Annotated in this window: 19 protein-coding genes and 1 riboswitch; of the genes, 9 read left to right on the forward strand and 10 right to left on the reverse strand. The window is 68.6% G+C overall.

Going from position 1 to position 23806, the window contains the following annotated elements; genetic code table 11:
* Positions 1 to 56 precede the first annotated feature (56 nt).
* A complete protein-coding gene (locus tag ACW4TU_RS13900; protein WP_457428055.1) occupies positions 57 to 1532 on the reverse strand; it encodes a sensor histidine kinase in 1476 nt (491 codons plus the stop codon).
* Between the two features lie 538 nt (positions 1533 to 2070).
* Here ACW4TU_RS13900 and nagB point away from each other — a divergent pair.
* Complete coding sequence (gene nagB, locus ACW4TU_RS13905) at positions 2071 to 2856, forward strand: glucosamine-6-phosphate deaminase (RefSeq protein WP_457430081.1); 786 nt, start codon at positions 2071 to 2073, stop codon at positions 2854 to 2856.
* A gap of 112 nt (positions 2857 to 2968) precedes the next feature.
* Here nagB and ACW4TU_RS13910 read toward each other — a convergent pair whose 3' ends face one another.
* The 4 genes from ACW4TU_RS13910 to ACW4TU_RS13925 form a co-directional block, all read right to left on the reverse strand.
* Positions 2969 to 4462, reverse strand: coding sequence for a glycoside hydrolase family 3 protein (locus ACW4TU_RS13910; protein WP_457428057.1), 1494 nt, complete (start codon positions 4460 to 4462; stop codon positions 2969 to 2971).
* A 9-nt stretch (positions 4463 to 4471) separates the two neighbouring features.
* Positions 4472 to 5341 (reverse strand): carbohydrate ABC transporter permease, encoded by an 870-nt coding sequence (locus ACW4TU_RS13915; protein WP_457430083.1) that lies wholly within the window; start codon positions 5339 to 5341, stop codon positions 4472 to 4474.
* Between the two features lie 32 nt (positions 5342 to 5373).
* Complete coding sequence (locus tag ACW4TU_RS13920) at positions 5374 to 6375, reverse strand: carbohydrate ABC transporter permease (RefSeq protein WP_457428059.1); 1002 nt, start codon at positions 6373 to 6375, stop codon at positions 5374 to 5376.
* Between the two features lie 143 nt (positions 6376 to 6518).
* Positions 6519 to 7802: an extracellular solute-binding protein gene (locus ACW4TU_RS13925; protein WP_457428061.1), complete on the reverse strand. Its 1284-nt coding sequence runs from the start codon at positions 7800 to 7802 to the stop codon at positions 6519 to 6521.
* A gap of 409 nt (positions 7803 to 8211) precedes the next feature.
* Between ACW4TU_RS13925 and ACW4TU_RS13930 the strand changes: the two genes are divergently transcribed.
* From ACW4TU_RS13930 to ACW4TU_RS13960, 7 genes are all read left to right on the forward strand, one after another.
* Positions 8212 to 8976: a GntR family transcriptional regulator gene (locus ACW4TU_RS13930; protein ID WP_457428063.1), complete on the forward strand. Its 765-nt coding sequence runs from the start codon at positions 8212 to 8214 to the stop codon at positions 8974 to 8976.
* Between the two features lie 172 nt (positions 8977 to 9148).
* Entirely contained in the window at positions 9149 to 9433 is a 285-nt protein-coding gene (locus tag ACW4TU_RS13935; RefSeq protein WP_457428065.1) for a DUF3311 domain-containing protein, read from the forward strand.
* The gene (gene mctP, locus ACW4TU_RS13940; RefSeq protein ID WP_457428067.1) at positions 9430 to 11058 is read left to right on the forward strand and encodes a monocarboxylate uptake permease MctP; all 1629 of its coding nucleotides are present in this window, start codon (positions 9430 to 9432) and stop codon (positions 11056 to 11058) included. Before ACW4TU_RS13935 ends, mctP begins: the two co-directional genes overlap by 4 nt.
* Positions 11059 to 11214: 156 nt before the next feature.
* A riboswitch (cobalamin riboswitch) is annotated at positions 11215 to 11338 on the forward strand.
* 126 nt (positions 11339 to 11464) lie between these two features.
* A complete protein-coding gene (locus tag ACW4TU_RS13945) occupies positions 11465 to 13825 on the forward strand; it encodes a ribonucleoside-diphosphate reductase subunit alpha (RefSeq protein WP_457428069.1) in 2361 nt (786 codons plus the stop codon).
* A complete protein-coding gene (locus ACW4TU_RS13950) occupies positions 13825 to 14895 on the forward strand; it encodes a ribonucleotide-diphosphate reductase subunit beta (protein WP_457428071.1) in 1071 nt (356 codons plus the stop codon). The genes ACW4TU_RS13945 and ACW4TU_RS13950 overlap by 1 nt, the downstream gene beginning before the upstream one ends.
* Positions 14896 to 15203: 308 nt before the next feature.
* On the forward strand, positions 15204 to 17279 hold the full coding sequence (locus ACW4TU_RS13955; protein WP_457428073.1) for a putative Ig domain-containing protein: 2076 nt from the start codon (positions 15204 to 15206) through the stop codon (positions 17277 to 17279).
* Positions 17280 to 17382: 103 nt separating this feature from the next.
* Positions 17383 to 17862, forward strand: a complete 480-nt coding sequence (locus ACW4TU_RS13960; protein ID WP_457428075.1) for a hypothetical protein — start codon at positions 17383 to 17385, stop codon at positions 17860 to 17862.
* Here ACW4TU_RS13960 and ACW4TU_RS13965 read toward each other — a convergent pair.
* Complete coding sequence (locus ACW4TU_RS13965) at positions 17829 to 18050, reverse strand: hypothetical protein (protein WP_457428077.1); 222 nt, start codon at positions 18048 to 18050, stop codon at positions 17829 to 17831. The genes ACW4TU_RS13960 and ACW4TU_RS13965 overlap by 34 nt on opposite strands.
* A 93-nt stretch (positions 18051 to 18143) precedes the next feature.
* Here ACW4TU_RS13965 and ACW4TU_RS13970 point away from each other — a divergent pair, with 93 nt between their 5' ends.
* Positions 18144 to 19106, forward strand: coding sequence for a GlxA family transcriptional regulator (locus tag ACW4TU_RS13970; RefSeq protein ID WP_457428079.1), 963 nt, complete (start codon positions 18144 to 18146; stop codon positions 19104 to 19106).
* 30 nt (positions 19107 to 19136) lie between these two features.
* Here ACW4TU_RS13970 and ACW4TU_RS13975 read toward each other — a convergent pair whose 3' ends face one another.
* The 4 genes from ACW4TU_RS13975 to ACW4TU_RS13990 form a co-directional block, all read right to left on the reverse strand.
* Entirely contained in the window at positions 19137 to 20507 is a 1371-nt protein-coding gene (locus ACW4TU_RS13975; protein ID WP_457428081.1) for a bifunctional albaflavenone monooxygenase/terpene synthase, read from the reverse strand.
* Positions 20504 to 21589 carry an epi-isozizaene synthase gene (cyc1, locus tag ACW4TU_RS13980; protein ID WP_457428083.1) on the reverse strand — a complete coding sequence of 362 codons (1086 nt, stop codon included), beginning with the start codon at positions 21587 to 21589 and terminating at the stop codon, positions 20504 to 20506. Before cyc1 ends, ACW4TU_RS13975 begins: the two co-directional genes overlap by 4 nt.
* 307 nt (positions 21590 to 21896) lie before the next feature.
* A complete protein-coding gene (gene def, locus ACW4TU_RS13985; RefSeq protein WP_457428085.1) occupies positions 21897 to 22547 on the reverse strand; it encodes a peptide deformylase in 651 nt (216 codons plus the stop codon).
* 126 nt (positions 22548 to 22673) lie between these two features.
* Positions 22674 to 23654: a tetratricopeptide repeat protein gene (locus ACW4TU_RS13990; protein ID WP_457428087.1), complete on the reverse strand. Its 981-nt coding sequence runs from the start codon at positions 23652 to 23654 to the stop codon at positions 22674 to 22676.
* Positions 23655 to 23806 lie beyond the last annotated feature (152 nt).

Genomic DNA, 23806 nt, shown 5'->3' on the forward strand with positions numbered 1-23806 from the left:
GCTCATCGCTGTGCTCGGGCCTCTCGCCGCACTCGGGCTCATCCGCCGTGCGCGCGCTACTTGTTGGCGCGCACCGGGATGTCGAGGATCACCTGCGTACCCCGCTCGGGCGCCGCCACCATGTCGAACGTGCCGCCCAACTCCCCCTCCACCAGCGTCCGTACGATCTGCAGGCCCAGGTTGCCCGAGCGGTGCGGGTCGAAGCCCTCGGGGAGACCCACGCCGTCGTCCTGGACGGTGACGAGGAGGCGGGCCTCCTTGGTCGTGCCGCCGCGGACCGCCGAGACCTCGACCGAGCCGGTGTCGCCCGGTCCGAAGCCGTGTTCCAGGGCGTTCTGCAGGATCTCGGTCAGCACCATGGAGAGCGGGGTCGCGACCTCCGCGTCCAGAATGCCGAAGCGCCCGGTGCGCCGGCCGGTGACCGTGCCCGGTGAGATCTCGGAGACCATCGCGAGCACGCGGTCGGCGATCTCGTCGAACTCCACGCGCTCGTCCAGGTTCTGGGACAGCGTCTCGTGCACGATCGCGATGGATCCGACCCGCCGTACGGCCTCCTCCAGGGCCTCGCGTCCGCGCTCCGACTCGATGCGCCGGGCCTGGAGACGCAGCAGGGCGGCCACTGTCTGGAGGTTGTTCTTGACGCGGTGGTGGATCTCCCGGATGGTCGCGTCCTTGGTGATCAACTCGCGCTCGCGGCGGCGCAGTTCGGTGACGTCCCGGAGCAGGACGAGTGAACCGATGCGTGTCCCCTTGGGCTTGAGGGGAATGGCGCGGAACTGGATGACCCCGTCGACGGACTCGATCTCGAACTCGCGCGGCGCCCAGCCGCTGGCGACCTTGGAGAGCGCCTCGTCCACCGGCCCCCGGGACGGAGCGAGTTCGGCGGTGGTCACACCCAGGTGGTGGCCGACGAGGTCGGAGGCGAGGCCGAGACGGTGGTACGCGGACAGCGCGTTGGGCGACGCGTACTGGACGATGCCGTCGGCGTCGAGGCGGATCAGTCCGTCGCCGACACGCGGCGAGGCGTCCATGTCGACCACCTGGTTCGAGAAGGGGAACGATCCGGCGGCGATCATCTGGGCCAGGTCGGAGGCGCTCTGGAGATACGTCAGCTCCAGGCGGCTCGGGGTCCGGACGGTGAGCAGGTTGGTGTTGCGCGCGATGACCCCGAGGATGCGCCCCTCCCGGCGTACGGGGATCGACTCGACGCGGACAGGGACCTCCTCGCGCCATTCCGGGTCGCCCTCGCGCACGATCCGGCCCTCGTCCAGGGCGGCGTCCAGCATGGGGCGGCGGCCACGGGGGACGAGGTGGCCGACCATGTCGTCCTGGTACGAGGTCGGGCCGGTGTTGGGCCGCATCTGGGCGACCGAGACATAGCGGGTGCCGTCGCGCGTGGGGACCCACAGGACGAGGTCGGCGAAGGAGAGGTCGGAGAGCAGTTGCCACTCCGACACCAGCAGGTGCAGCCACTCCAGGTCGGAGTCGCTCAGGGCGGTGTGCTGGCGTACGAGTTCGTTCATGGAGGGCACGTGTGCGAGCGTACCCGCCGGTTCGGACATGGCCGGAAACCGTGGCGGGTGGAGGCCTCGAACGGGCTCGGAAACACCCGCGGGCCGCGGCGCCTGAGAGGGACCCTCAGCCCTCCCGGCACCGCAGCCCGGAGCAGCAACGGCCGTGGGGTGTGCGGTCCCGGTCGGCCGATGGATGAGGAGCCGGCGCAGTCAGGGCAGAGAGCCCCGGTTCCTCGATCCGTCTTCCTGTGCGGGGAAGACGGAGGCTCTGGTCATACGTCTCGTCGTATGCGTCGTCGTATGTCTCTCTACGCATTGTGGACTAGACCACAGATTGTGTCCATGCGTTCGAGAGTGTTTGTTGCTGTGCCTTCACGAGCAAACCGGACACCTGGAGACTGCCCGAAAGAACCAGTCGGACATCCAGGCGTCCACCATGCAGCCTAGCTCTGTTGGTTCCTGTGCGGGGGTGGATCGCCAGGCCAATTTCCACCGTTACCACCGTCTGTTAGATTGGTCTAAACCACACGGCTCTCTCCAGATCGGCAGGCCCAGCGTGGAAGTTGTCATCGTTCCGGACGCCAAGGCGGGTGGCGAACTCATCGCCGGGGCCATGGCACAGCTGCTCCGGCACAAGCCGACCGCCCTGCTCGGCGTGGCCACCGGCTCGACCCCGCTGCCCGTCTACCAGGCGCTCGCGGCCCAGGTGAGTTCCGGTGCCGTGGAGGTGTCCCGGGCTCGGATAGCCCAGCTCGACGAGTACGTGGGGCTGCCGGCCGAGCATCCGGAGTCGTACCGTTCGGTGCTGCGCCGCGAGGTGCTGGAGCCGCTCGGGATCGGGATGGACGCGTTCATGGGGCCCGACGGGACCGCCGAGGACGTGCGGGGGGCGTGCGAGGCCTACGACAGGGCGCTGGCCGAGGCCGGCGGGGTCGACCTGCAGTTGCTGGGGATCGGGACCGACGGGCACATCGGGTTCAACGAGCCGTGCTCGTCGCTGCGCTCACGGACCCGGATCAAGACGTTGACCGAGCAGACGCGGATCGACAACGCGCGGTTCTTCGACGGTGACATCGGTCAGGTGCCGCATCACGTCATCACGCAGGGCATCGGCACGATTCTCGAGGCTCGGCATGTGGTGCTGCTCGCCACGGGCGAGGGCAAGGCCGATGCTGTGGCGGCGACCGTCGAGGGACCTCTCGCGGCGGTGTGTCCCGCGTCGGCCCTGCAGTTGCATCCGCATGCGACGGTGGTTGTCGATGAGGGGGCGGCCTCCAAGTTGAAGCTCGCGGATTACTTTCGGCACACCTTTGTCAACAAGCCTGAGTGGCAAGGGATCTGAGGGATCTGAGGGATCCACTCGTCTGCCGGGTTCGGTTTTCGGCAAGCCCCTGAAAGCGTCAGCGCCGGTCCCCCTCCTCTGAAGGGGGACCGGCGCTCTTGTCGTCGCAGGGCTACCGGCCCGCGATGATCTCCGCCGCCGCCCGGCCGCAGACTCTGGCCGCGCCGTGGGTTGCCAGGTGGGCGGCGCCTCGGCGGGGGGACTGGGGGACGCCCATCTCGACGACGATCGTGTCGGGGCGGGCGGTGAGGAGGGTGTCGAGGGCCGCCGACATCCACGGGTGGCGGTGTTCGTCCCGGACCACGGCGACGATGCGGCTCGGGCCCGCCTCGGTCAGGGCCGCCTGGGCCGCGGCCTCGCCGGTGAAGGTGCCGGTGCGGGTGCCGGGCAGGAGACGTACCAGCTCGGCTGCCACACCCCACGGGGTCTCGTTGCCGACGGCGAAGTTCGCCACGGGGGTGAAGGCGGCCACGTACGGGGGTTCGCGGAGGGGTTCGAACGGGGCGGAGTCCGCCGGGTACGTCGCCTCCACGGCGCGTCGGGCGGCGAGGAGGCCGACGTCCGTGAGCCTGGTGGCGGAGGGCTCCCGCGGTGGTGTCGCCGTCCAGCGGGACAGGGTCCGGACGCGTTCCGCCGCGTCCGCCAGGCGTTCTTCCGGGAGTTCGCCGGTACGGACGGCCTTGACCAGGGCGTCGCGCAGGCGGCGTACCGTCTCGTCGTCCGCGAGGCCACCGCCCACGCAGATGGCGTCGGCACCGGCGGCGATGGCGAGGACGCTGCCGCGTTCGATGCCGTAGGTGCCCGCGATGGCCTGCATCTCCATGCCGTCGGTGACGATCAGGCCGGTGTAGCCGAGTTCGCCGCGCAGGAGGTCCGTGAGGACGGGGTGGGAGAGGGTGGCCGGGCGGTCGGCGTCCAGGGACGGGATCAGGATGTGGGCGCTCATCACCGCCCTGGTGCCGGCGGCGATCGCGGCGCGGAACGGGGACAGCTCGCGGTCGAGGACGACGGAGCGGCTCGCGTCGATGCGTGGGAGGGCGTGGTGGGAGTCGACCGACGTGTCTCCGTGGCCCGGGAAGTGCTTGGTGCAGGCGGCGACGCCCGCCGTCTGGAGGCCGGTGACGTAGGCCGCGGTGTGGCGGGCGACCAGCTCCGGGTCGGCGCCGAAGGAGCGGACGCCGATGACGGGGTTGGCGGGGTTGGAGTTGACGTCCGCAGACGGGGCCCAGTTGAGGTTGACCCCGCAGGCCCGGAGGCGGTGGCCGAGCTCGGACGCCACCTGCCGGGTCAGCTGGACGTCGTCGACCGCGCCCAGGGCGTGGTTGCCGGGGAAGGAGGAGCCGGTGTGGACCTCCAGGCGGGTGACGTCGCCGCCCTCCTCGTCGATCGCGACCAGGACGTCTTCGCGTTCGGCGCGCAACTGGGCGGTGAGGGCGGCCAGTTGGGTGGGGGATGTGATGTTGCGGCCGAACAGGCCCACGGAGGCGAGGCCCTCGGCGAGGCGGCGCAGCAGCCAGTCGGGGGCGGTGGTGCCGGTGAAGCCGGGCTGGAGGACGGTGAGCGCGTCACGGGTGAGCGTGTCCGGGCGGCGGGCGAGTGTCGTCATCGGGTGGGGTTATCCCTTCACGGCGCCCGCGGTCAGGCCCGCGGCCATCTTGCGCTGGACGAGGAGGAAGAGGACGACGATCGGCACGGCCATCATCGTGGAGCCGGCCATCATCGGGGCGTACTCGGTGCCGTGCTTGGTGGTGAAGTTGCCGAGCCAGACGGTGGCGGTCTGGTTCTTCTGGCTCATCAGCATCAGGGCGTACAGGTACTCGTTCCAGGCCTGGATGAAGCCGTAGACCGAGGTGGCGACCAGGCCGGGGGCCAGCAGGGGGAAGACCACCCGGAGGAAGGCGGTGGTGCGGGAGCAGCCGTCGACCATCGCGGCCTCCTCCAGTTCCTTCGGGATGTTGACGATGAAGCCGCGCAGGGTCCACACCGTGAACGGAAGGATGAAGGTGAGGTAGGTGATGATCAGGCCGGACAGCCGGTCGTACTGGTCGAGGTCGTTGAGAAGCAGGAACACGGGGATGATCATCGCGACCAGGGGGACCATCTGCACGGCCAAAATGCCGACGATGACGATCTTCCGGCCGCGGAAGGCGAAGCGCGAGATGGCGAGGGCCGCCAGCATGCCCACGACGATGCCGATCACCACCACCGTCAGGGACACGATGAGGCTGCGGCCGACCGGGCCCCAGAAGTCGGCGATGTTGAGCGCGCGGCGGAAGTTGGCGAGGGTGAAGCCCGTCGGCAGCAGGCTCGGGTCGGGGTCGATCGCGTCCTTCGCCGGTTTGAACGCCGTGTTCAGCATCCAGTAGACAGGGAAGCCGGCCGTCAGGAAGACGAACAGGCCCAGCAGGTTCCAGCCGGCCTTCGACTTCCGGGGCTTCCCGGGTTTCCCCGGCTTCCGGGACGCGGAGGGGGCCACCGCGCTCATACCGGTCACGCTGGTCGTGCTGGTCACGCTGGTCATTCGACGTCTCCGATCTTCAGCATCTGGCGCATGTAGACGGCGACGACACCGAGCAGCAGCACCACGGTGAGCAGGGCTATCGCCGAGCCCTGGGCGTAGTCGTTGACGGCGAAGGCCCGGTCGTAGGAGTAGGTGGTCAGGAGCTGGAACTCGGCCTCCGGGTGACCGTTCCGCATGACGAACACCTGCGGGAACACGCCCATGTCCCAGATGACCGACAGGGTCGTGAGCATCACGATGATCGGCTTGAGGATCGGGAGGGTGACGTAACGGAAGACGCCCCAGGCGCCCGCGCCGTCCAGCCGGGCCGCCTCCTCCAGCTCCTTCGGGACCTGGGTCAGCCCCGCGCCTAGTGTGATGACCACGAACGGCACCGCGCCCCAGACCACGAGCAGCATGATCACGGCCAGGCCCTGCGGTCCGCTCGCGAACCAGTTGTGGCCGATCAGCTCGACGCCGGGCAGCCGGCTCAGCAGCGCGTTGACGATGCCGTAGTCGGAGTCGAACAGCCATTTGAAGACGGTGGTCGCCACGATGATCGGCATGCCCCAGCTGGCCACCAGGACGATGTTGATGAGCGTCTTCATCCAGCCGCTCACCCGCTGGAGCAGCAGTGCGATCAGCATGCCGCCGACCATCGTGAGGACCACGCACCCGACGGCGAAGACGATCGTGCGGACGACGACGTCCCAGAACTCGCTGTCGCCGAGCACCGTGCTGAAGTTGTCGAAGCCCACCGACTCGGCCGGCTGGAAACCCCACAGCTGGGACTGCCCGAACTTCTGGAAGGACAGGGTGACCAGACGCACGAGGGGATAGCCGAGGACCAGCGCGAGGATCAGCAGACAGGGCGCGAGCAGGGCCCACGGAATCGCGGCGGTGGCCTTCGAGGGCCGTCTTCGGGGCGGCGCTGCGTCCGTACCGGGCGGCGGCGTCGGCGGCGCGTGCCGCGTCGACGGCGGCAGCTTGGCAGGGGTGGTCGTTTCAGCGGCACTCATCCGCGCGCTCCTCAGCGGTCCCTCAGGTCGTACGGTCGTTGCGGTCGTCCAGGTCCTGCAGGTCCTTGTCCTGCAGGACCTGCACGTCCTTCAGGTGACGGGCGAGCGGGGCCCTCCCCGTGGCGGGGCCCCGCGTCGGCTCGCTACTTGACGTTGATGACCTTGTCGATCGCCGCGTCCGCTTCCTTCGCGGCGTCCTCGACCGACTTCTTGCCGGTGCCGATGCTCTGCAGCATCGTCTGCAGGATCTGGGCCTTCTCGACCTGGCCCCAGCCCGGCGCCATCGGCACGAACCAGTTGGACTCGGCCGCCGTCGCCGGGACCGCCGTCGCCGGGTCGCTCTTCAGGGTGGCGAGGTCGGTCTTGTTGTTGGGCAGGTTGCCCTTGGCCATCAGGCCCTTCTGGCCGCTCGGACCGGTGTAGGCGTTGATCCACTCGGCGGCGACCGTCTGCGCCTTCGACTTCACCGGGACGGCGAGGTCCGAACCGCCCAGGAAGACCGGCATGCTCTTGCCGGACGGGCCGGGCATCACGAAGTTCTCCGTGTTGCCCTTGAGCTTGCCGGTCTTGTCGTTCTCCGGCGTCTCGGCGGTAGCACCCTCCCAGGCGGCGGCGAAGATCATGCTCGTCCTGCCCTGGCCGTAGACGATGTAGCGGTCGGACTCGTCCTTGGTCTTGTCGCCGTGCATGTACTTGTCGATGACGTTCTTGAACTCGGTGAGGCCCTTGACGGACTCCGGGGAGGAGAGGCTCGCCTTCCACTGGCCGCCCGACTCCTCGGCGATCGAGCCGCCGGCGTCGTACACGAAGGACATGCCGGCGTACCAGTCACGGGTGGGCTGGTACCAGGCGTTGTACTTGCCGCCCTCCTTCTTCTGGATCTTGTCCAGATCGGAGGTGAGTTCGGCGTACGTCTTCGGTACGGACTTGACGCCGACCGAAGCCGCCACGTCCTTGCGCCAGTTGGCGACGCGGCCACCGGCGTAGTAGGGCACGCCGTACGTCTTGCCGTCGTAGGTGACGGAGGCCTTGAGGCCGTCCAGCCAGGCGGCCGAGTTGTCGAACTTCGCCGGGTCCAGGGGGGCGAAGGCGCCCTTGACCATGTAACCGAGCATCTCGGTGTTGCCCATCTCGACGACGTCGGGGGCCTTGTCGGTGGCGAGAACGGCGTCGAGCTTGGCGTTCTTGTCGGGCCAGCCGTAGTACTCGTGGTTGATCTTGATGTCGGGGTGCTTCTTGACCAGCGCGGCGTCGGCGGCCTTCACCAGCTCGGGCCAGTTGTTCTGCGCGTCGACGGTCAGCCAGACGGTCAGCTCCTTGGCGTCGGCGCCCGAGTTGTCCGAGCTGCCGCTGTCACTGTCCCCGCATGCCGCGATGGAGACCATCATGCCCGCGATACCGATCGCGGCTATCAGCTTGCGCTTCACGCCAACCTCCTCAGGAGCTGGACCAATGGTGTAGACCAGTAGGCGGAGCTTGGCTCAGACCAAACAACGTGTCAAGGGTGCTGGAACGCCTTTGACCAGCCGTTATGCGACCTACATATGCAGGAACCTTTAAGTAAGAACGTGGCGGAAATATCCTGCATATCCATCCGGCACGAGGTAGACCACTTCGGAGGAGTGCCGGAGCGTGACCTTGGCCGGGGCTTTCCGTGCGGTGGACTAGACCAGCGAGGGGCGTGAAGGTATACAGAGGGGATCACGGAGCGCGTGAGGGTCGGTGGGGTCCGTAGAGACCGTTCACAGGTCAATCGCGGCGCCGACCGTGCCACGATGTGCACCTGGACCGGCGGAATGCCGGCCGAAGCGGCACCAGGAGCCGGGAAGGCGGAGCATGAGCACCGACGTGAGCAGTGCGGAGAACGAGGGTGGGGCTACCGTCCGTACCGCGCGCGTGCCCAAGTACTACCGTCTGAAGAAGCATCTGCTCGACATGACGGAGACCCAGGCGCCCGGCACCCCGGTCCCGCCCGAGCGCACGCTGGCGGCGGAGTTCGACACCTCCCGCACCACCGTCCGTCAGGCCCTCCAGGAACTGGTCGTCGAGGGCCGGCTCGAACGCATCCAGGGCAAGGGCACCTTCGTCGCCAAGCCGAAGGTCTCCCAGGCGCTGCAACTCACCTCGTACACCGAGGACATGCGCGCCCAGGGTCTCGAACCCACCTCGCAGCTCCTCGACATCGGCTACATCACCGCAGACGACGCCCTCGCCGGGCTGCTCGACATCACGGCGGGCGGGCGCGTCCTGCGCATCGAGCGGCTGCGGATGGCGAACGGCGAGCCGATGGCGATAGAGACCACCCACCTTTCCGCGAAGCGCTTCCCGGCCCTGCGCAGGTCACTCGCGAAGTACACGTCCCTCTACACGGCCCTCGCCGAGGTGTACGACGTCCACCTCGCGGAGGCCGAGGAGACCATCGAGACCTCGCTGGCCACCCCGCGCGAGGCCGGTCTGCTCGGCACCGACGTGGGCCTGCCGATGCTGATGCTGTCCCGGCACTCGCTGGACAAGGACGGCCAGCCGGTGGAATGGGTGCGGTCCGTCTACCGGGGCGACCGGTACAAGTTCGTCGCGCGGCTCAAGCGGCCACTGGACTGACCGCACACGCGAACGGGTTCCGCCGCGGCTGACACATTCCCCTCACCAACAGGGGTTTTCCGTTATGCGGACGGGGTTCCATAAAGCCTGACCGTCCCCTAGATTCCTGCGCGTTGCACAGGTGATCACAGGAAGGTGATCACAGGAATCGGTGAGGGGACGGAGTCTTGACATGCCAGAAGCGCCTGAAGTGAGACAACCGGTCACAGAACAACCGGTGGTGACTCCGATCCGCGTCGTCATCGGGCTCTGCCTCTTCGCACCCTTCGTCGCGATGCTGTGGGTGGGTTCGTACGCGAAGGTCGATCCGGCCTTCATCGGCATCCCGTTCTTCTACTGGTACCAGATGCTGTGGGTGATCATCTCCACCGCGCTGACGATGACCGCGTACCAGCTCTGGCAGCGTGACCAGCGCGCCCGCAGGGCGGCTGCCAAGGACGGGGGTGCGTCCGCGTGAACGACGGCGTGAACGGCGTGGCACTCGCCGTCTTCATCATCTTCTTCCTGGCCGTCACGGTCGTCGGCTTCATGGCCGCGCGCTGGCGCAAGGCCGAGAACCAGAACAGCCTCGACGAATGGGGCCTGGGCGGCCGGTCGTTCGGCACCTGGGTCACCTGGTTCCTGCTCGGCGGCGACCTCTACACGGCGTACACCTTCGTGGCCGTACCGGCGGCGATCTACGCGGCGGGCGCGGCCGGCTTCTTCGCGGTGCCGTACACGATCCTCATCTACCCGCTGATGTTCGTGTTCCTGCCCCGTCTGTGGTCCGTCTCGCACAAGCACGGGTACGTCACCACCTCGGACTTCGTGCGCGGCCGGTTCGGTTCGAAGGGGCTGTCGCTGGCGGTCGCCGTCACCGGCATCCTGGCGACGATGCCGTACATCGCGCTGCAACTGGTCGGCATCCAGGCCGTGCTGGACGTGATGGGCGTCGGCGGCGGCGAGAACACCAACTGGTTCGTCAAGGACCTGCCGCTGCTGATCGCCTTCGGTGTGCTGGCCGCGTACACCTACTCGTCCGGACTGCGGGCGCCCGCGCTGATCGCGTTCGTGAAGGACGGGCTGATCTACCTCGTCATCGCGGTCGCGATCATCTACATCCCGATCAAGCTGGGCGGCTTCGACGACATCTTCAAGGCCGCGGGCGACGCCTTCTCCCAGACCAGTCCGGCGACCGGCAAACCACGCGGCGCCCTCGCCCCGGGCGAGGCCTCGCAGTGGACGTACGCCACGCTGGCGCTCGGCTCGGCGCTCGCGCTGTTCATGTACCCGCACAGTGTCACGGCCGTCCTCTCCAGCCGCAGCCGTGACGTGATCCGCCGCAACTCCACGATCCTGCCCCTGTATTCGCTGATGCTGGGCCTGCTCGGGCTGCTGGGCTTCATGGCGATCGCGGCCGGGGTCAAGGTCACCAACGGCCAGTTGGCGATCCCGCAGCTCTTCGAGGACATGTTCCCGTCCTGGTTCGCGGGCGTGGCCTTCGCGGCGATCGGCATCGGGGCCCTCGTCCCGGCGGCCATCATGTCCATCGCGGCGGCGAACCTCTTCACCCGCAACATCTACAAGGACTTCCTCAAGCCCGACGCGACACCGGAACAGGAGACCAAGGTCTCCAAGCTGGTCTCGCTCCTGGTGAAGGTGGGCGCGCTGGTCTTCGTCCTGACCATGGACAAGACGGTCGCCATCAACTTCCAGCTCCTGGGCGGCATCTGGATCCTCCAGACCTTCCCGGCCCTGGTCGGCGGCCTGTTCACCCGCTGGTTCCACCGCTGGGCCCTGCTGGCCGGCTGGGCGGTCGGCATGCTGTACGGCACGCTGGCGGCGTACGGGGTCGCGTCTCCGACGCAGAAGCACTTCGGCGGCAGCGCGAAGGAGATCCCGGGGATCGGTGAGATCGGTTACCTCGGCCTGACGGCGTTCGTCCTGAACCTCGTCGTCACGGTGGTCCTCACCTTCGTACTGAAGGCGCTGAAGGCCCCGGACGGTGTGGACGAGACGAAGCCGTCGGACTACACGGCGGACGCAGGAGATCCGGGCGTGGCGGTCGAACTGCCGTCCGCCACGGCGGGCTCCACCCACTGAACGAACGCCTTCCACGACGGGCCGCCGGAGAGATCCGGCGGCCCGTCGTCGTATCTCCCTCGCATCCCCCTCGTATCTCCCTCGTCGCCCCAAAGCGCTCAACTCTCCGATACGACACAACATGTGGGGGTGCTTCCAGGGTCCGGCACAAGATGTATGCTCATGCTCGCTGTCGCCGCAGGGGAATCCGGTGTGAATCCGGAACTGTCCCGCAACGGTGTACTCGTGCACGTTTGTGCGCGTGTCCAGTCCGAGGACCTGTCGACAGCGCGCCCGGCCGACCGGTCCGGGCGCCCGACGTCCGGGCCTCGTGGAGTGGGCCGGTGGACGCACGCGTACCCGTAAGGCGTCCGTGTGCCCCGCTGCCCTCCGCAAGGCCCCGTGCCGAGCGAGGGAGAGCCCCCACGTGACCATCGCGCCAGCCGAACCGGCTTCAGCGACCCGAGTGGCCCCGGTGGAGACGGACGGTCCCGGTGCCGCGCTGCTGCGGACCCTGACCGAGCTGACCGCAGACCTGCCCGACGCCGACCCCGGCCGGGTCGCCGCCGCCGCGCTGCGCGGCCGGTCCGCGCGGGCCGACGTGCCGGAGCTGCGCGAGCTGGCCATCGAGGCCGCGGCCGGCCTCATCTCCGAGGACCCCGCCTACTCCCGGCTGGCCGCCCGCCTGCTGACCGTCACCATCGCCGCGGAGGCCGCCTCACAGGGCGTCACGTCCTTCTCCGAGTCGGTCGCGGTCGGCCACCGGGAGGGCTTGATCGCCGACCGCACCGCCGAGTTCGTACGGCTGCACACGGACCGCCTGAACACGCTGATCGACGTCGAGGGCGACGACCGCTTCGGGTACTTCGGGCTGCGCACCCTCCACAGCCGGTACCTTCTGCGCCACCCGATCACGCGCCGGGTCATCGAGACGCCCCAGCACTTCATGCTGCGCGTCGCGAGCGGACTCGCTGAGAACGACACCACTCGCGCCCTCGACGAAGTCGCCGCGCTCTACCGGCTGATGAGCCGCCTCGACTATCTCCCCTCCTCCCCCACACTCTTCAACTCCGGTACCCGGCACCCCCAGATGTCGTCCTGCTACCTCCTCGACTCGCCCGTCGACGAGCTGGACTCCATCTACGACCGCTACCACCAGGTCGCCCGCCTCTCCAAGCACGCCGGTGGCATCGGGCTGTCGTACTCCCGGATCCGCAGCCGCGGTTCGCTGATCCGCGGCACCAACGGGCATTCCAACGGCATCGTGCCGTTCCTGAAGACGCTGGACGCCTCCGTCGCCGCCGTGAACCAGGGCGGTCGGCGCAAGGGTGCCGCCGCGGTGTACCTGGAGACCTGGCACTCCGACATCGAGGAGTTCCTGGAGCTGCGCGACAACACGGGCGAGGACGCCCGCCGTACGCACAACCTGAACCTCGCGCACTGGATCCCGGACGAGTTCATGCGCCGGGTGAACGCGGACGCGCTCTGGTCGCTCTTCTCCCCCTCCGACGTACCAGAACTGGTCGACCTGTGGGGCGACGAGTTCGACGCCGCCTACCGCGCGGCCGAGGAGGCCGGGCTCGCCCGGAAGACCATCCCGGCCCGCGATCTGTACGGCCGCATGATGCGTACGCTCGCGCAGACCGGCCAAGGCTGGATGACCTTCAAGGACGCGGCCAACCGCACCGCCAACCAGACGGCCGAGCCGGGCAGCGTCGTCCACTCCTCGAACCTGTGCACCGAGATCCTCGAGGTCACGGACGACGGGGAGACGGCGGTCTGCAACCTGGGTTCCGTGAACCTCGGCGCGTTCGTGGTCGACGGGGACATCGACTGGGAGCGGCTGGACGAGACGGTCCGTACCGCCGTCACGTTCCTCGACCGGGTCGTCGACATCAACTTCTACCCGACCGAGCAGGCGGGCCGCTCGAACGCGCGGTGGCGTCCGGTCGGCCTGGGCGCGATGGGCCTCCAGGACGTCTTCTTCAAGCTGCGCGTCCCCTTCGACTCGCCCGAGGCTAAGGCCCTCTCCACGCGCATCGCCGAGCGCGTCATGCTCGCCGCGTACGAGGCCTCCGCCGACCTCGCCGAGCGCGGCGGCCCGCTGCCGGCCTGGGAGAGGACCCGTACGGCACGCGGTGTGCTGCACCCCGACCACTACGACGTGGAGCTGAACTGGCCCGAGCGCTGGTCGGCGCTGCGGGACCGGATCGCCGCGACCGGGATGCGCAACTCCCTGCTCCTGGCGATCGCGCCCACGGCCACCATCGCCTCGGTCGCCGGCGTGTACGAGTGCATCGAGCCGCAGGTCTCCAACCTGTTCAAGCGCGAGACACTGTCCGGCGAGTTCCTCCAGGTCAACTCGTATCTGGTGAAGGAGCTGAAGGACCTCGGCGTGTGGGACGCCCGCACCCGGGAGGCGCTGCGCGAGTCGAACGGCTCGGTGCAGGAGTTCGCCTGGATCCCGGCCGACGTACGCGCCCTGTACCGCACGGCATGGGAGATCCCGCAGCGCGGGCTCATCGACATGGCCGCCGCCCGGACCCCGTTCCTGGACCAGTCGCAGTCCCTGAACCTGTTCCTGGAGACGCCGACCATCGGCAAGCTCTCCTCGATGTACGCGTACGCCTGGAAGTCGGGCCTGAAGACGACGTACTACCTGCGCTCGCGCCCGGCGACCCGTATCGCCCGCGCCGCACAAGCGACTGTCCCCGTCCAGCAGGCCGCCGACCCCGACGCCGTCGCCTGCTCCCTGGAAAACCCCGAGTCCTGCGAGGCCTGCCAGTAATGAGCTCCGCCCACCCGTCGCCCGACCACCGCCCCTCAACGGCGGCACTGCGTGCCGGCACCTCCACATTCAAGAACCTGCTCGACCCGGGCTTCGAGCTGACTCTCCGCCCCATGCGCTACCCGGACTTCTACGAGCGCTACCGGGACGCCATCAAGAACACCTGGACCGTCGAGGAGGTCGACCTCCACTCGGACGTCTCCGACCTGGCGAAACTGTCCGAGGGCGAGCAGCACATGATCGGCCGGCTGGTCGCGTTCTTCGCGACGGGCGACTCGATCGTCTCGAACAACCTGGTGCTCACCCTCTACAAGCACATCAACTCCCCCGAGGCGCGGCTGTACCTGAGCCGCCAGCTGTTCGAGGAGGCCGTGCACGTCCAGTTCTATCTGACGCTCCTCGACACCTACCTCCCCGACCCGGCGGACCGGGCCGCGGCCTTCGACGCGGTGGAGAACATCCCGTCCATCCGCGAGAAGGCCGAGTTCTGCTTCCGGTGGATCAACGAGGTCGAGAAGCTCGACCGGCTGGAGACCAAGGCCGACCGCCGCCGCTTCCTCCTCAACCTGATCTGCTTCGCCGCGTGCATCGAGGGCCTGTTCTTCTACGGGGCCTTCGCGTACGTCTACTGGTTCCGCAGCCGGGGTCTCCTGCACGGCCTGGCCACCGGCACGAACTGGGTCTTCCGGGACGAGACCATGCACATGAGCTTCGCGTTCGAGGTGGTCGACACCGTCCGCAAGGAGGAGCCGGAGCTGTTCGACGATCAGCTTCAGCGGCAGGTGACCGACATGATGCGGGAGGCGGTCGCGGCGGAGCTGCAGTTCGGCCGGGACCTGTGCGGTGAGGGCCTGCCGGGCATGAACACCGAGTCGATGCGGCAGTACCTGGAGTGCGTCGCCGACCAGCGGCTGGCCCGTCTGGGCTTCGCCCCGGTGTACGGCTCCGAGAACCCCTTCTCCTTCATGGAGCTGCAAGGGGTCCAGGAGCTGACCAACTTCTTCGAGCGCCGCCCGTCGGCGTACCAGGTGGCCGTGGAGGGCACGGTCGACCTCGACGAGGATTTCTGACGCTACGTCACTGATGGTGCCGGGCTTACCGTTCGGTAAGCCCGGCACCATCAAGCGCGGGCCCTCGTCCATGGATCGTCCATCCACCGTCCATGGACCTCCTATGGAGCGGCAAAGTTCTTCCGACGCATCTGTTCCGGTCTTGTCGGCCCCGGCTACTTTCTGGCCATCCTGTCATGCGCACAACGGCATCACGGAACGTTCAAAGTGTCATGCCCCTGACGATAACGCGCACTGCTGCCGCTACGCGCGTCACAGGCCTGCCATCAGCGTCGAGAACCCCACTCCAGCGACGGAGGCAGTACCCCATGCGTAAGTCACCCACCGGTAAGCCCAGACGGAGCCTGCGAAGACTGCTGGTCGCGGCCACCCCGGCCCTCGCCCTCAGCCTCGCCGGACTCGTCGCGGCGCCGGCGCACGCGGCGCACGCGGCGCCCGCGGCGCACGCAGCCGCGAGCACCTCCCGGGTCACCCAGAACTCCAAGGCCCTCACCTCCCCGGACCGGCAGACGTTCCACTCGACCGGCAAGGCCGGCCAGAAGGTGCCGACCACGCATCTCTGCGCCACCGCCGAGCCCGGTCATGTGTCCTGTTTCGCCCAGCGCCGGACCGACATCAAGCAGCGGCTGGCCGCCGCTGCCGCCGCCGCGCCTTCCGGGCTCAGCCCGGCCAACCTGCACAGCGCCTACAACCTCCCGTCAACGGGCGGCTCCGGCCTGACCGTTGCCATCGTCGACGCGTACAACGACCCCAACGCCGAGGCGGACCTGGCCACTTACCGTTCGCAGTACGGCCTGTCCGCCTGCACCAAGGCCAGTGGCTGCTTCAAGCAGGTCAGTCAGACCGGTTCGACGACCTCGCTGCCGACCAACGACACCGGCTGGGCCGGCGAGGAGGCGCTCGACCTCGACATGGTCAGCGCCGTCTGCCCCAACTGCAGCATCATCCTCGTCGAGGCAAGCTCCGCCACCGACTCCGACCTCGGCACCGCCGAGAACGAGGCCGTGGCGCTCGGCGCGAAGTTCGTGTCCAACAGCTGGGGCGGCGCCGAGGCGTCCTCCCAGACGACCGAGGACACCTCGTACTTCAAGCACCCCGGTGTCGCGATCACGGTCAGCTCGGGTGACAGCGCGTACGGCGCCGAGTACCCGGCGACCTCCCAGTACGTGACCGCCGTCGGCGGCACCGCCCTCTCCACGTCCTCCAACTCCCGCGGCTGGACCGAGTCCGTGTGGAAGACCAGCAGCACGGAGGGGACCGGCTCCGGCTGCTCGGCGTACGACGCCAAGCCGAGCTGGCAGACCGACACCGGGTGCACCAAGCGCATGGAGGCGGACGTCTCCGCCGTCGCCGACCCCGCCACCGGTGTGGCCGTCTACGACACCTACGGCGGCTCCGGCTGGGCCGTCTACGGTGGCACGAGCGCCTCGGCGCCGATCATCGCGGGCGTGTACGCGCTGGCCGGCACCCCGGGTTCCAGTGACTACCCGGCGAAGTACCCCTACACCCACACGAGCAACCTGTACGACGTCACCAGCGGCAACAACGGCTCCTGCACCACCTCGTACTTCTGCACCGCGGCCACCGGCTACGACGGCCCGACCGGCTGGGGCACCCCCAACGGCACCACCGCCTTCACCTCGGGCACCAGCACCGGCAACACGGTGACCGTCACCAACCCGGGCAGTAGGTCGACCACGACCGGCAGTGCGGTCAGCCTGCAGATCAGCGCGACCGACAGTGCGTCGGCGACCCTCACCTACAGCGCGAGCGGTCTGCCGACCGGGCTGTCGATCAGCAGCTCGACCGGCCTGATCTCCGGTACGGCGTCCACCGCGGGCACGTACCAGGTCACCGTGACCGCGAGCGACAGCACCGGCGCCTCCGGCTCCGCGTCCTTCAGCTGGACCGTCGGGTCGAGCAGCAGCACCTGCACCTCGTCCCAGCTGCTCGGCAACCCCGGATTCGAATCGGGCAACACCACCTGGACCGCCTCCACCAGCGTCATCAGCAACTCCACCAGTGAGTCGGCGCACGCCGGCTCGTACTACGCCTGGCTGGACGGTTACGGCTCCGCGCACACCGACACGCTGTCCCAGTCGGTGACCGTGCCCAGCGGCTGCAAGGCCACCTTCACCTTCTACCTGCACGTCGACACCAAGGAGACCTCCACGAGCACCGCCTACGACAAGCTGACGGTCACCGCCGGATCGACCACCCTGGCGACGTACTCGAACCTCAACGCGGCCTCGGGCTACGCCCAGAAGTCCTTCGACCTGTCCTCGTACGCGGGCACCACCGTCACCCTGAAGTTCAGCGGTGTCGAGGACTCCTCGCTCCAGACCAGCTTCGTCCTCGACGACACCGCCGTCACGACCAGCTGACCGCCGCTCCACACCGGAGCCCCGGCCGCCGCCTTCGCGGCCGGGGCTCCGGTGTGGGATCCGGGCGTGCGGGTTACACGTCGAAGGGAAGAGGAGGCCTTCCATGCGCCGAACGATCCGCCGCCGCACGACCCTCGCCCTCGTGGCACTCACCCTCACCGTCGCGGGCTGCGCCGACGGGACCGACAGCGCCAAGAACCGCGGCGACAGCGTGTCGCCCTCCCCCACCGCGACGACAAACCCGGCTAGTCCGACGCCGAGTCCCGCGGGCTGTACGGCGGTGACGACGCTCGGGGCCCGCGACAGCGGCCTTACGGTGTGCCTGGCGGTGGGCGACACGGTCCGTATCAGCCTGGACGGAACCTCCGAGCGGCCCTGGAAGCCGGTCACCACGAGCGGCCCTGGCCTGGAGGCCGTCAACAGCGGGTTCGTCCTGCGACCCGGTGACGCGAGCGCCGCCTTCAAGGCCGTGTCGACGGGCAGGACCCGGCTGGAGTCCACCAGGCCACTGTGCGCCGCCCGGCCCGGCCAGGTCTCCTGCCTGGGGATTCAGGAGTGGTGGGTCACCGTGGTGGTGAAGTAGCGCTGCCGCCGTGCGGGGCGCTGCGTGAGGCCGACTCCCTCGGTTTCCCGACGGGACCGCTGGGCCTCACGGAGCTGGCGGTCGATGCGCCGGTCGTGCGCCAGGCCGATCAGGGCCGGGAGGGCGAGGACCGCGAAGACCGCGACGACGACGAGGATTCCGACGATGTTGTCCGTTGCTGTGTTCATGGACATGAGTCTCGCGCCGAATGCTCCTGACCGTCAGTGGCAGGACTGCCGCACACCCTCGATTTCCTGCCAATGCCGAGGCACACTGGAGACATGCTCGAAAACGTGGCCGTGGTTCTGCTCAACGGAGTGCATCCCTTCGAACTCGGGGTCGTCTGCGAGGTCTTCGGCCTCGACCGCGGCGACGAGGGCCTACCCGTGTACGACTTCGCCGTCGCCTCGGCCGAGGGCCCGACGCTGAGCACCCACGCGGGCTTCTCGGTGAGTACGGAACACGGGCTGGAGCGTCTTGAGACGGCCGACCTGATCGCCGTACCGGCCGGGCAGACCTATGCGGACCGGGAGTATCCGCCGGAGCTGCTGGACGCGCTGCGGCGAGCCGTGGAGCGCGGAGCCCGGGTGCTCAGCGTCTGTTCCGGGGTGTTCGTGCTCGCCGCCGCGGGCCTGCTCGACGGCCGGCGGTGCGCGGTGCACTGGCGGCACGCCGACGAGCTGGCCCGGCGCTATCCGCGGGTCCGGGTCGAGCCGGACGTGCTGTACGTCGACGCGGGGCCGGTGATCACCTCCGCCGGCACGGCCGCCGGGATCGACGCCTGTCTGCACCTCGTACGGCAGGAGCACGGGCCCGAGGTCGCCAACGCCATCGCCCGCCGGATGGTCGTACCGCCGCACCGGGACGGCGGGCAGGCCCAGTACATCGAGCGGCCCCTGCCCCGGTCGCGGTGCGACACCGTCGGGGAGGTGCTGGTGTGGATGGAGCGCAACCTCGACGAGGAGGTCACCGTCGAGCAGCTCGCCGAGCGCGCCCACATGTCGCCCCGCACCTTCGCCCGCCGCTTCCAGCAGGAGACCGGCACCACGCCCTACCGCTGGATTCTGCGGCAACGCGTGCTGCTGGCCCAGCAGTTGCTGGAGGCGACGGACGAGACGATGGACGCGATCGCCTGGCGTACCGGGTTCGGCAACGCGGCGGCACTGCGCCACCAGTTCGTACGGTCGCTGGGAACCACCCCGCAGGCGTACCGGCGTACGTTCAAGGGCCCGGAGGCCGCCTGACCGTACGCCTGATCCATCACCCGGGCCCGTTCAGCGGGGTATCGCCCGCAGCAGCATCCGGTCCGGGTGCAGGGTGATGCCCACGCGGACCGCGTCGCGCGATCCGGGCACCCGTTCGAAGCGCCACTTCCTGGCCACCTCGGCCGTGAGAATGGTCAGCATGGCCATCGAGAAATGGTCACTCGGACACTTGCGGTTGCCCACGCCGAACGGGGTCATCGCGTACTTGGGCAGGTCCTTGACACGTTCCGGAAGCCATCGGTCGGGGTCGAACTCGGTGTTCCGCTCGTACGAACGCGGATCGCGCTGTATCGCGTACGGGCTGTACACGAGATCGGCACCGGCCGGAATCCGATAGCCGCCCAGCTCGGTCTCGGCCACCGCCCGCCGTGTCAATATCCAGACGGGCGGCTGCAAACGCATCGTCTCGACGATGACATTGTTCGTGTGCGCCAGCTTACGGACGTCCGCGAATGCGACCGCGCGGTCGCCCCCGACCGATTCCGCCTCCTGGGCCACCTTGTCGGCGTGTTCCGGCTGTTCGGCGAGGACCTGGAGCAGGGACATGATCGTGGAGGCGACGGTTTCGGCACCCGCGGTGACTATGGCGACGACCTGGTCATGGATCTCCTGTTCACCTATGGGGTCGCCATTCCCGTCCGTCGCCGTCAGCAACGCTGTCAGCAAATCGTCCGGATTCTGACCGGATGCCCGGCGCTCGGCCACGATCTCGTCGACGACGAGATGCATATCGGCCAGGGCCCGGTTGAATTTGAGGTTGCCCGGCAGCGGAAGCCGGTAGAGCGGCCCCGCCGGGATCACCATGCGCCGGTACATCCCCAGGAACACGGTGGCCAGCGCGGCGCACAGGCGTTCGGCCCGCTCGTCCATGTAGTCGCCGCGCAGCAGACAGCGGGCCGCGATGCGCACGGCGATCCGGAAGGACTCCGCGGTGCAGTCGATGATCTCACCGGGCTGCCGGCGCCGGGCGAACGCCTGCGCCTCCTCCGCCATGATCGGCCCGTACTGGGGGAGGACGTCCAGCCTGAACGCGGGCTGGATGGTGCGCCGTTGGCGCCGGTGGGTGGGTCCGTTGGCGGTGGCCACGCCCTCCTTGCCGAGCAGCCCCTCGAGGGACTCCCACAGCGGGCCGCCGATGACGTAGTCGGGGTTCAGCGCGAGCGCCCCGACCAGTTCCGGCGAGGTGGCGGCGTACACCGTCTTGGGGCCGAGTTTCAGCCGTACGACGTCGCCGTGGTCGCGGAGCCGGGCGAAGTAGCCCAGCGGGTCGCGGACCAGCTGCCAGCCGTGGCCGAGAAGCGGGACACCGCCGCCCGCGAAGGGCGGATCGGGCAGCTCCCTGGCATGGGGGGACACGGGACGTACTGATTCGACGGTCATTTCTCACCTGCCGCTTCGTTGTTGACGTACGGGGGTGTGGAGCGGTCGTCCCAGTTGTCGACCATGTAGCGGCCGGACTCGTGGTGGAACCAGTAGACGGAACTGAACCAGTTCCGCATATTGCCGAGGCAGACACTCACGGCGGTGCTGATCTGCTTTCCCCGCGCGCTGCCGTCGTCGAGTGATTCGGCGAACCTGCGCACTTCGCGTTCCGCCGAAAGGAATTCCAGAACGGCCCTCTCGACCCGCCCTCTGACTTCCGTGACGGCCTCTTCGAGTGTCAGCCCGTCATGCCGGATGAGACTGATCCCGAGATTGTGCACCTCGTCCCCCGCGATTTCCTTGGGGAGCGAGCAGAGGTCGTTGTACCAGGCGGCGAATTCCTGGCTCAGCAGCGCCGCCCGATGGAATGCTGGGTGTTTCCGCACCACGCTCGGGAGTTCACATCCCGCGCTCGGTTCCAGGAGATCGGTCCAGATCCAGTGCGCGAAGGTGAGCCGCCGGAGTTCGAGGTATTCCTCGACTTTCGGCACGGTTCCGTTTGTTCGGTTTCTGAATTCGCGGTCGTACGCCTCGATCACCTCGTGGAAGTGCCGCGCGAAGCGGGCGTTCCACCTCCTGCCCAGGAACGAGTACAGGCGCAGCACACTGTCCGCGAACCCCGCGACCAGCGGGTCCCGGTGGTACAGATACATCCCGGGTGCGTCCAGCGCGGCATGGAGCCGGCCCCTGAGATGCCGCCAGGCGGCGGGCCGGCCGTGCACGATGTCACGGTCGTGGCGGTCGTCCCAGACGAAGAACCAGGCACTGAAGTCCGCTATCGCCTGGAGTACGTCGTCCGGGGCGCCGAGGTAGTACCCGGCCATGAGGTCGGTGTAGCAAAGGCCGTCGGCATATTCTGCGACCTTGTCCGCCGACATGAGGCGTTTTTCCAGCAGCCAGCCCCTGGTCTTCTCCTGCAGTTGGGGCCAATACGGATGCAGTTGCCGGGGAAACGCCACCTCGATCATCGGTAAGGCCAGTGATGGTGGGATCGCTACCGCTGGTGTCGCCGGTGAGGTGCTGTGTGGGAAAGCAGGCACGAACAAACCCCTCTCAGCCGCGAGTTGGCGCAACACCCCTCCCGCTGTGCCGGGCGTGCGCCGTTGCGTATCCCCGCAGTTCCATTCAGCACTACAACTGACCGTTCTGGGAACGGATTTGCTTCCTTCACTACCCCAAGCTGCCGAGATTCACCTCTCGCCTGACTGGTTCTGGATCACTGCAGGCGCACTTGAGTCCAAGTTTCGATCGAACGTACGACGGACACGCGAACGGCTCCTGTTCGGGGCCTCATCCCGACCAGGAGCCGTTCGCGTGTCCGTACGCCTCAGACGTTGTCAGAAGGTGTCAGTCGTTCGCGACCACGGGGTACCGGGGCTCGTTCTCGGCCATCTGCCGCAGTGCGTCCTTGCGCTCGCGCTTGGAGAGCCGGTCGATGTAAAGGTATCCGTACAGATGATCGGTCTCGTGCTGCAGACAGCGCGCGAAGTAGCCGGTGCCGCGCACCTTGATCGGGTTGCCCTTCTCGTCCTGCCCGGTCACCTCGGCGTAGTCGGGCCGGGCGAGCGGCGCGTACGCGGTGGGCACCGAGAGGCAGCCCTCGTTGCTGTCGTCCAGCCGGCGCCGGTCGGCGGGCAGCTCTACGAGCTTCGGGTTGCAGATGACACCGGTGTGCCGGACGCCGTCGTCGTCGGGGCAGTCGTAGATGAAGACCTTCAGGTCGACGCCCACCTGGTTGGCGGCCAGGCCCACTCCCTCGGCGGTGCGCTGGCTGGCGAACATGTCCGCGACCAGTTGGTCCAGCTCCGCGCCGAACTCGGTGACGTCCTGGCACTCCTTGTGCAGCACCGGGTTGCCGACGACCGTGATGGGCCGCGAGGTCCCGCGCTCACGCCAGGCGGCCTCGCGCTCCTCGCCGTCCTCGGTGTCGATGACGAAGCCCTCGTCGTCCACGGGAAGCACGCCCGCGTGCTGCTGATCGGTGTCCTGCTGCGCCATGACCGACGATGCCTCTCAAACAATCAGGGGGTGAAGTTGCTGATACAGGGTACGGGGAAGCGCGCCCCGACAGGGGCGCGGGGAACTGCACGACAAGCCACGACGGAGCCGCAGGGAACCACGGACCTAACAGACCTCTTCCAGATCCCGCCAGTCCCGGGTCTCAGGACTGTCAGCGACCCACCCGTCCAGCAACCCTCGTACGAGGGTTGCCGGCGCCGCGATCCCACACTCCCGCTCGGGCGCCCACAGCTGCCCGTCCGTACGATGCCCCAGCGGCCCGGGATGTCCCGGCTCACTGTGATCGTGCGGATCGAGATGCTCCCCGTCACCCTCGTCGGACGGCATTTGGGACTCCGAGCACATTCGGCACAGCAACCGCACCGACGACGACCAGTCCTCCGCGGCGAAGCCCGCGTCGGACGCCAGCCGCTCCAGGGCGTCCCGGTCCTCCTCCGCGGCGGCCTCCAGCAGGACCACCCAGGTGGGCACGGGCGAGGGCGCCCACAGCTCGATCTCGTCGAACACCGGGTAGGAGTGCCCGGCCACGGTGGTCCGCTCCCCGTGTGGCACCCCGTCGTGCAGCACGACCTCGCCCCAGCGCCGCCCGGAGGACGGCAGCGGAATCGACAGCACCTCGATCCGGGCGGGGTCGAGCCGCCGCCCCCACACGACCTCGGCCTCGCCCTCCGGCGACAGCCGTACGGCCGCGCTGCCCAGGTCCATTCCGGTGGGCTCACCGGCGGCCGTGGCACCCCCGGGCACCCGCAGCCCATACGCCTGCCAGGCCCGCCGGGCCAGCGGCCAGTCCTGGAGGGCGGTGGCCGCGATGCCCACGTTCCACCAGTCGGGAGCCCCGGTCTCCCGGTCGAGCAGCGCGACGGCGCGGAGACCGGCCGCCCTCGCCTGCTCCCAGTCGTGCCGGAACTTGTGCAGCAGCGCGAGGTTGAACCAGGACTCGGACAGCCAGGGTTCCAGATCGGCGGCACGTGTCAGCAGCGCGCCCGCGTCCTCGTACCGCCCGTCGCCGATCAGCGTGAACGCGCGGTCGGTGGCCTGCCGCCATGAGGCGGAGGGCCGGTGCCGTCCCTTGCCGAAGATCCTCACGATTCCCGCCTGCCAGTGCCGTGGAGTGGGCCGGCTTCTGCCCCCGTACAGCCTCTCCCTCGCATCCAACCACGGACCGCTGGAGGGGCGCTCATTACCCATGGGTTACCCAACCGAGGGCAGCGTAAGACCGTCCGCCCCTCTCCCACCAC

The organism is Streptomyces kryoterrae (assembly GCF_054072135.1).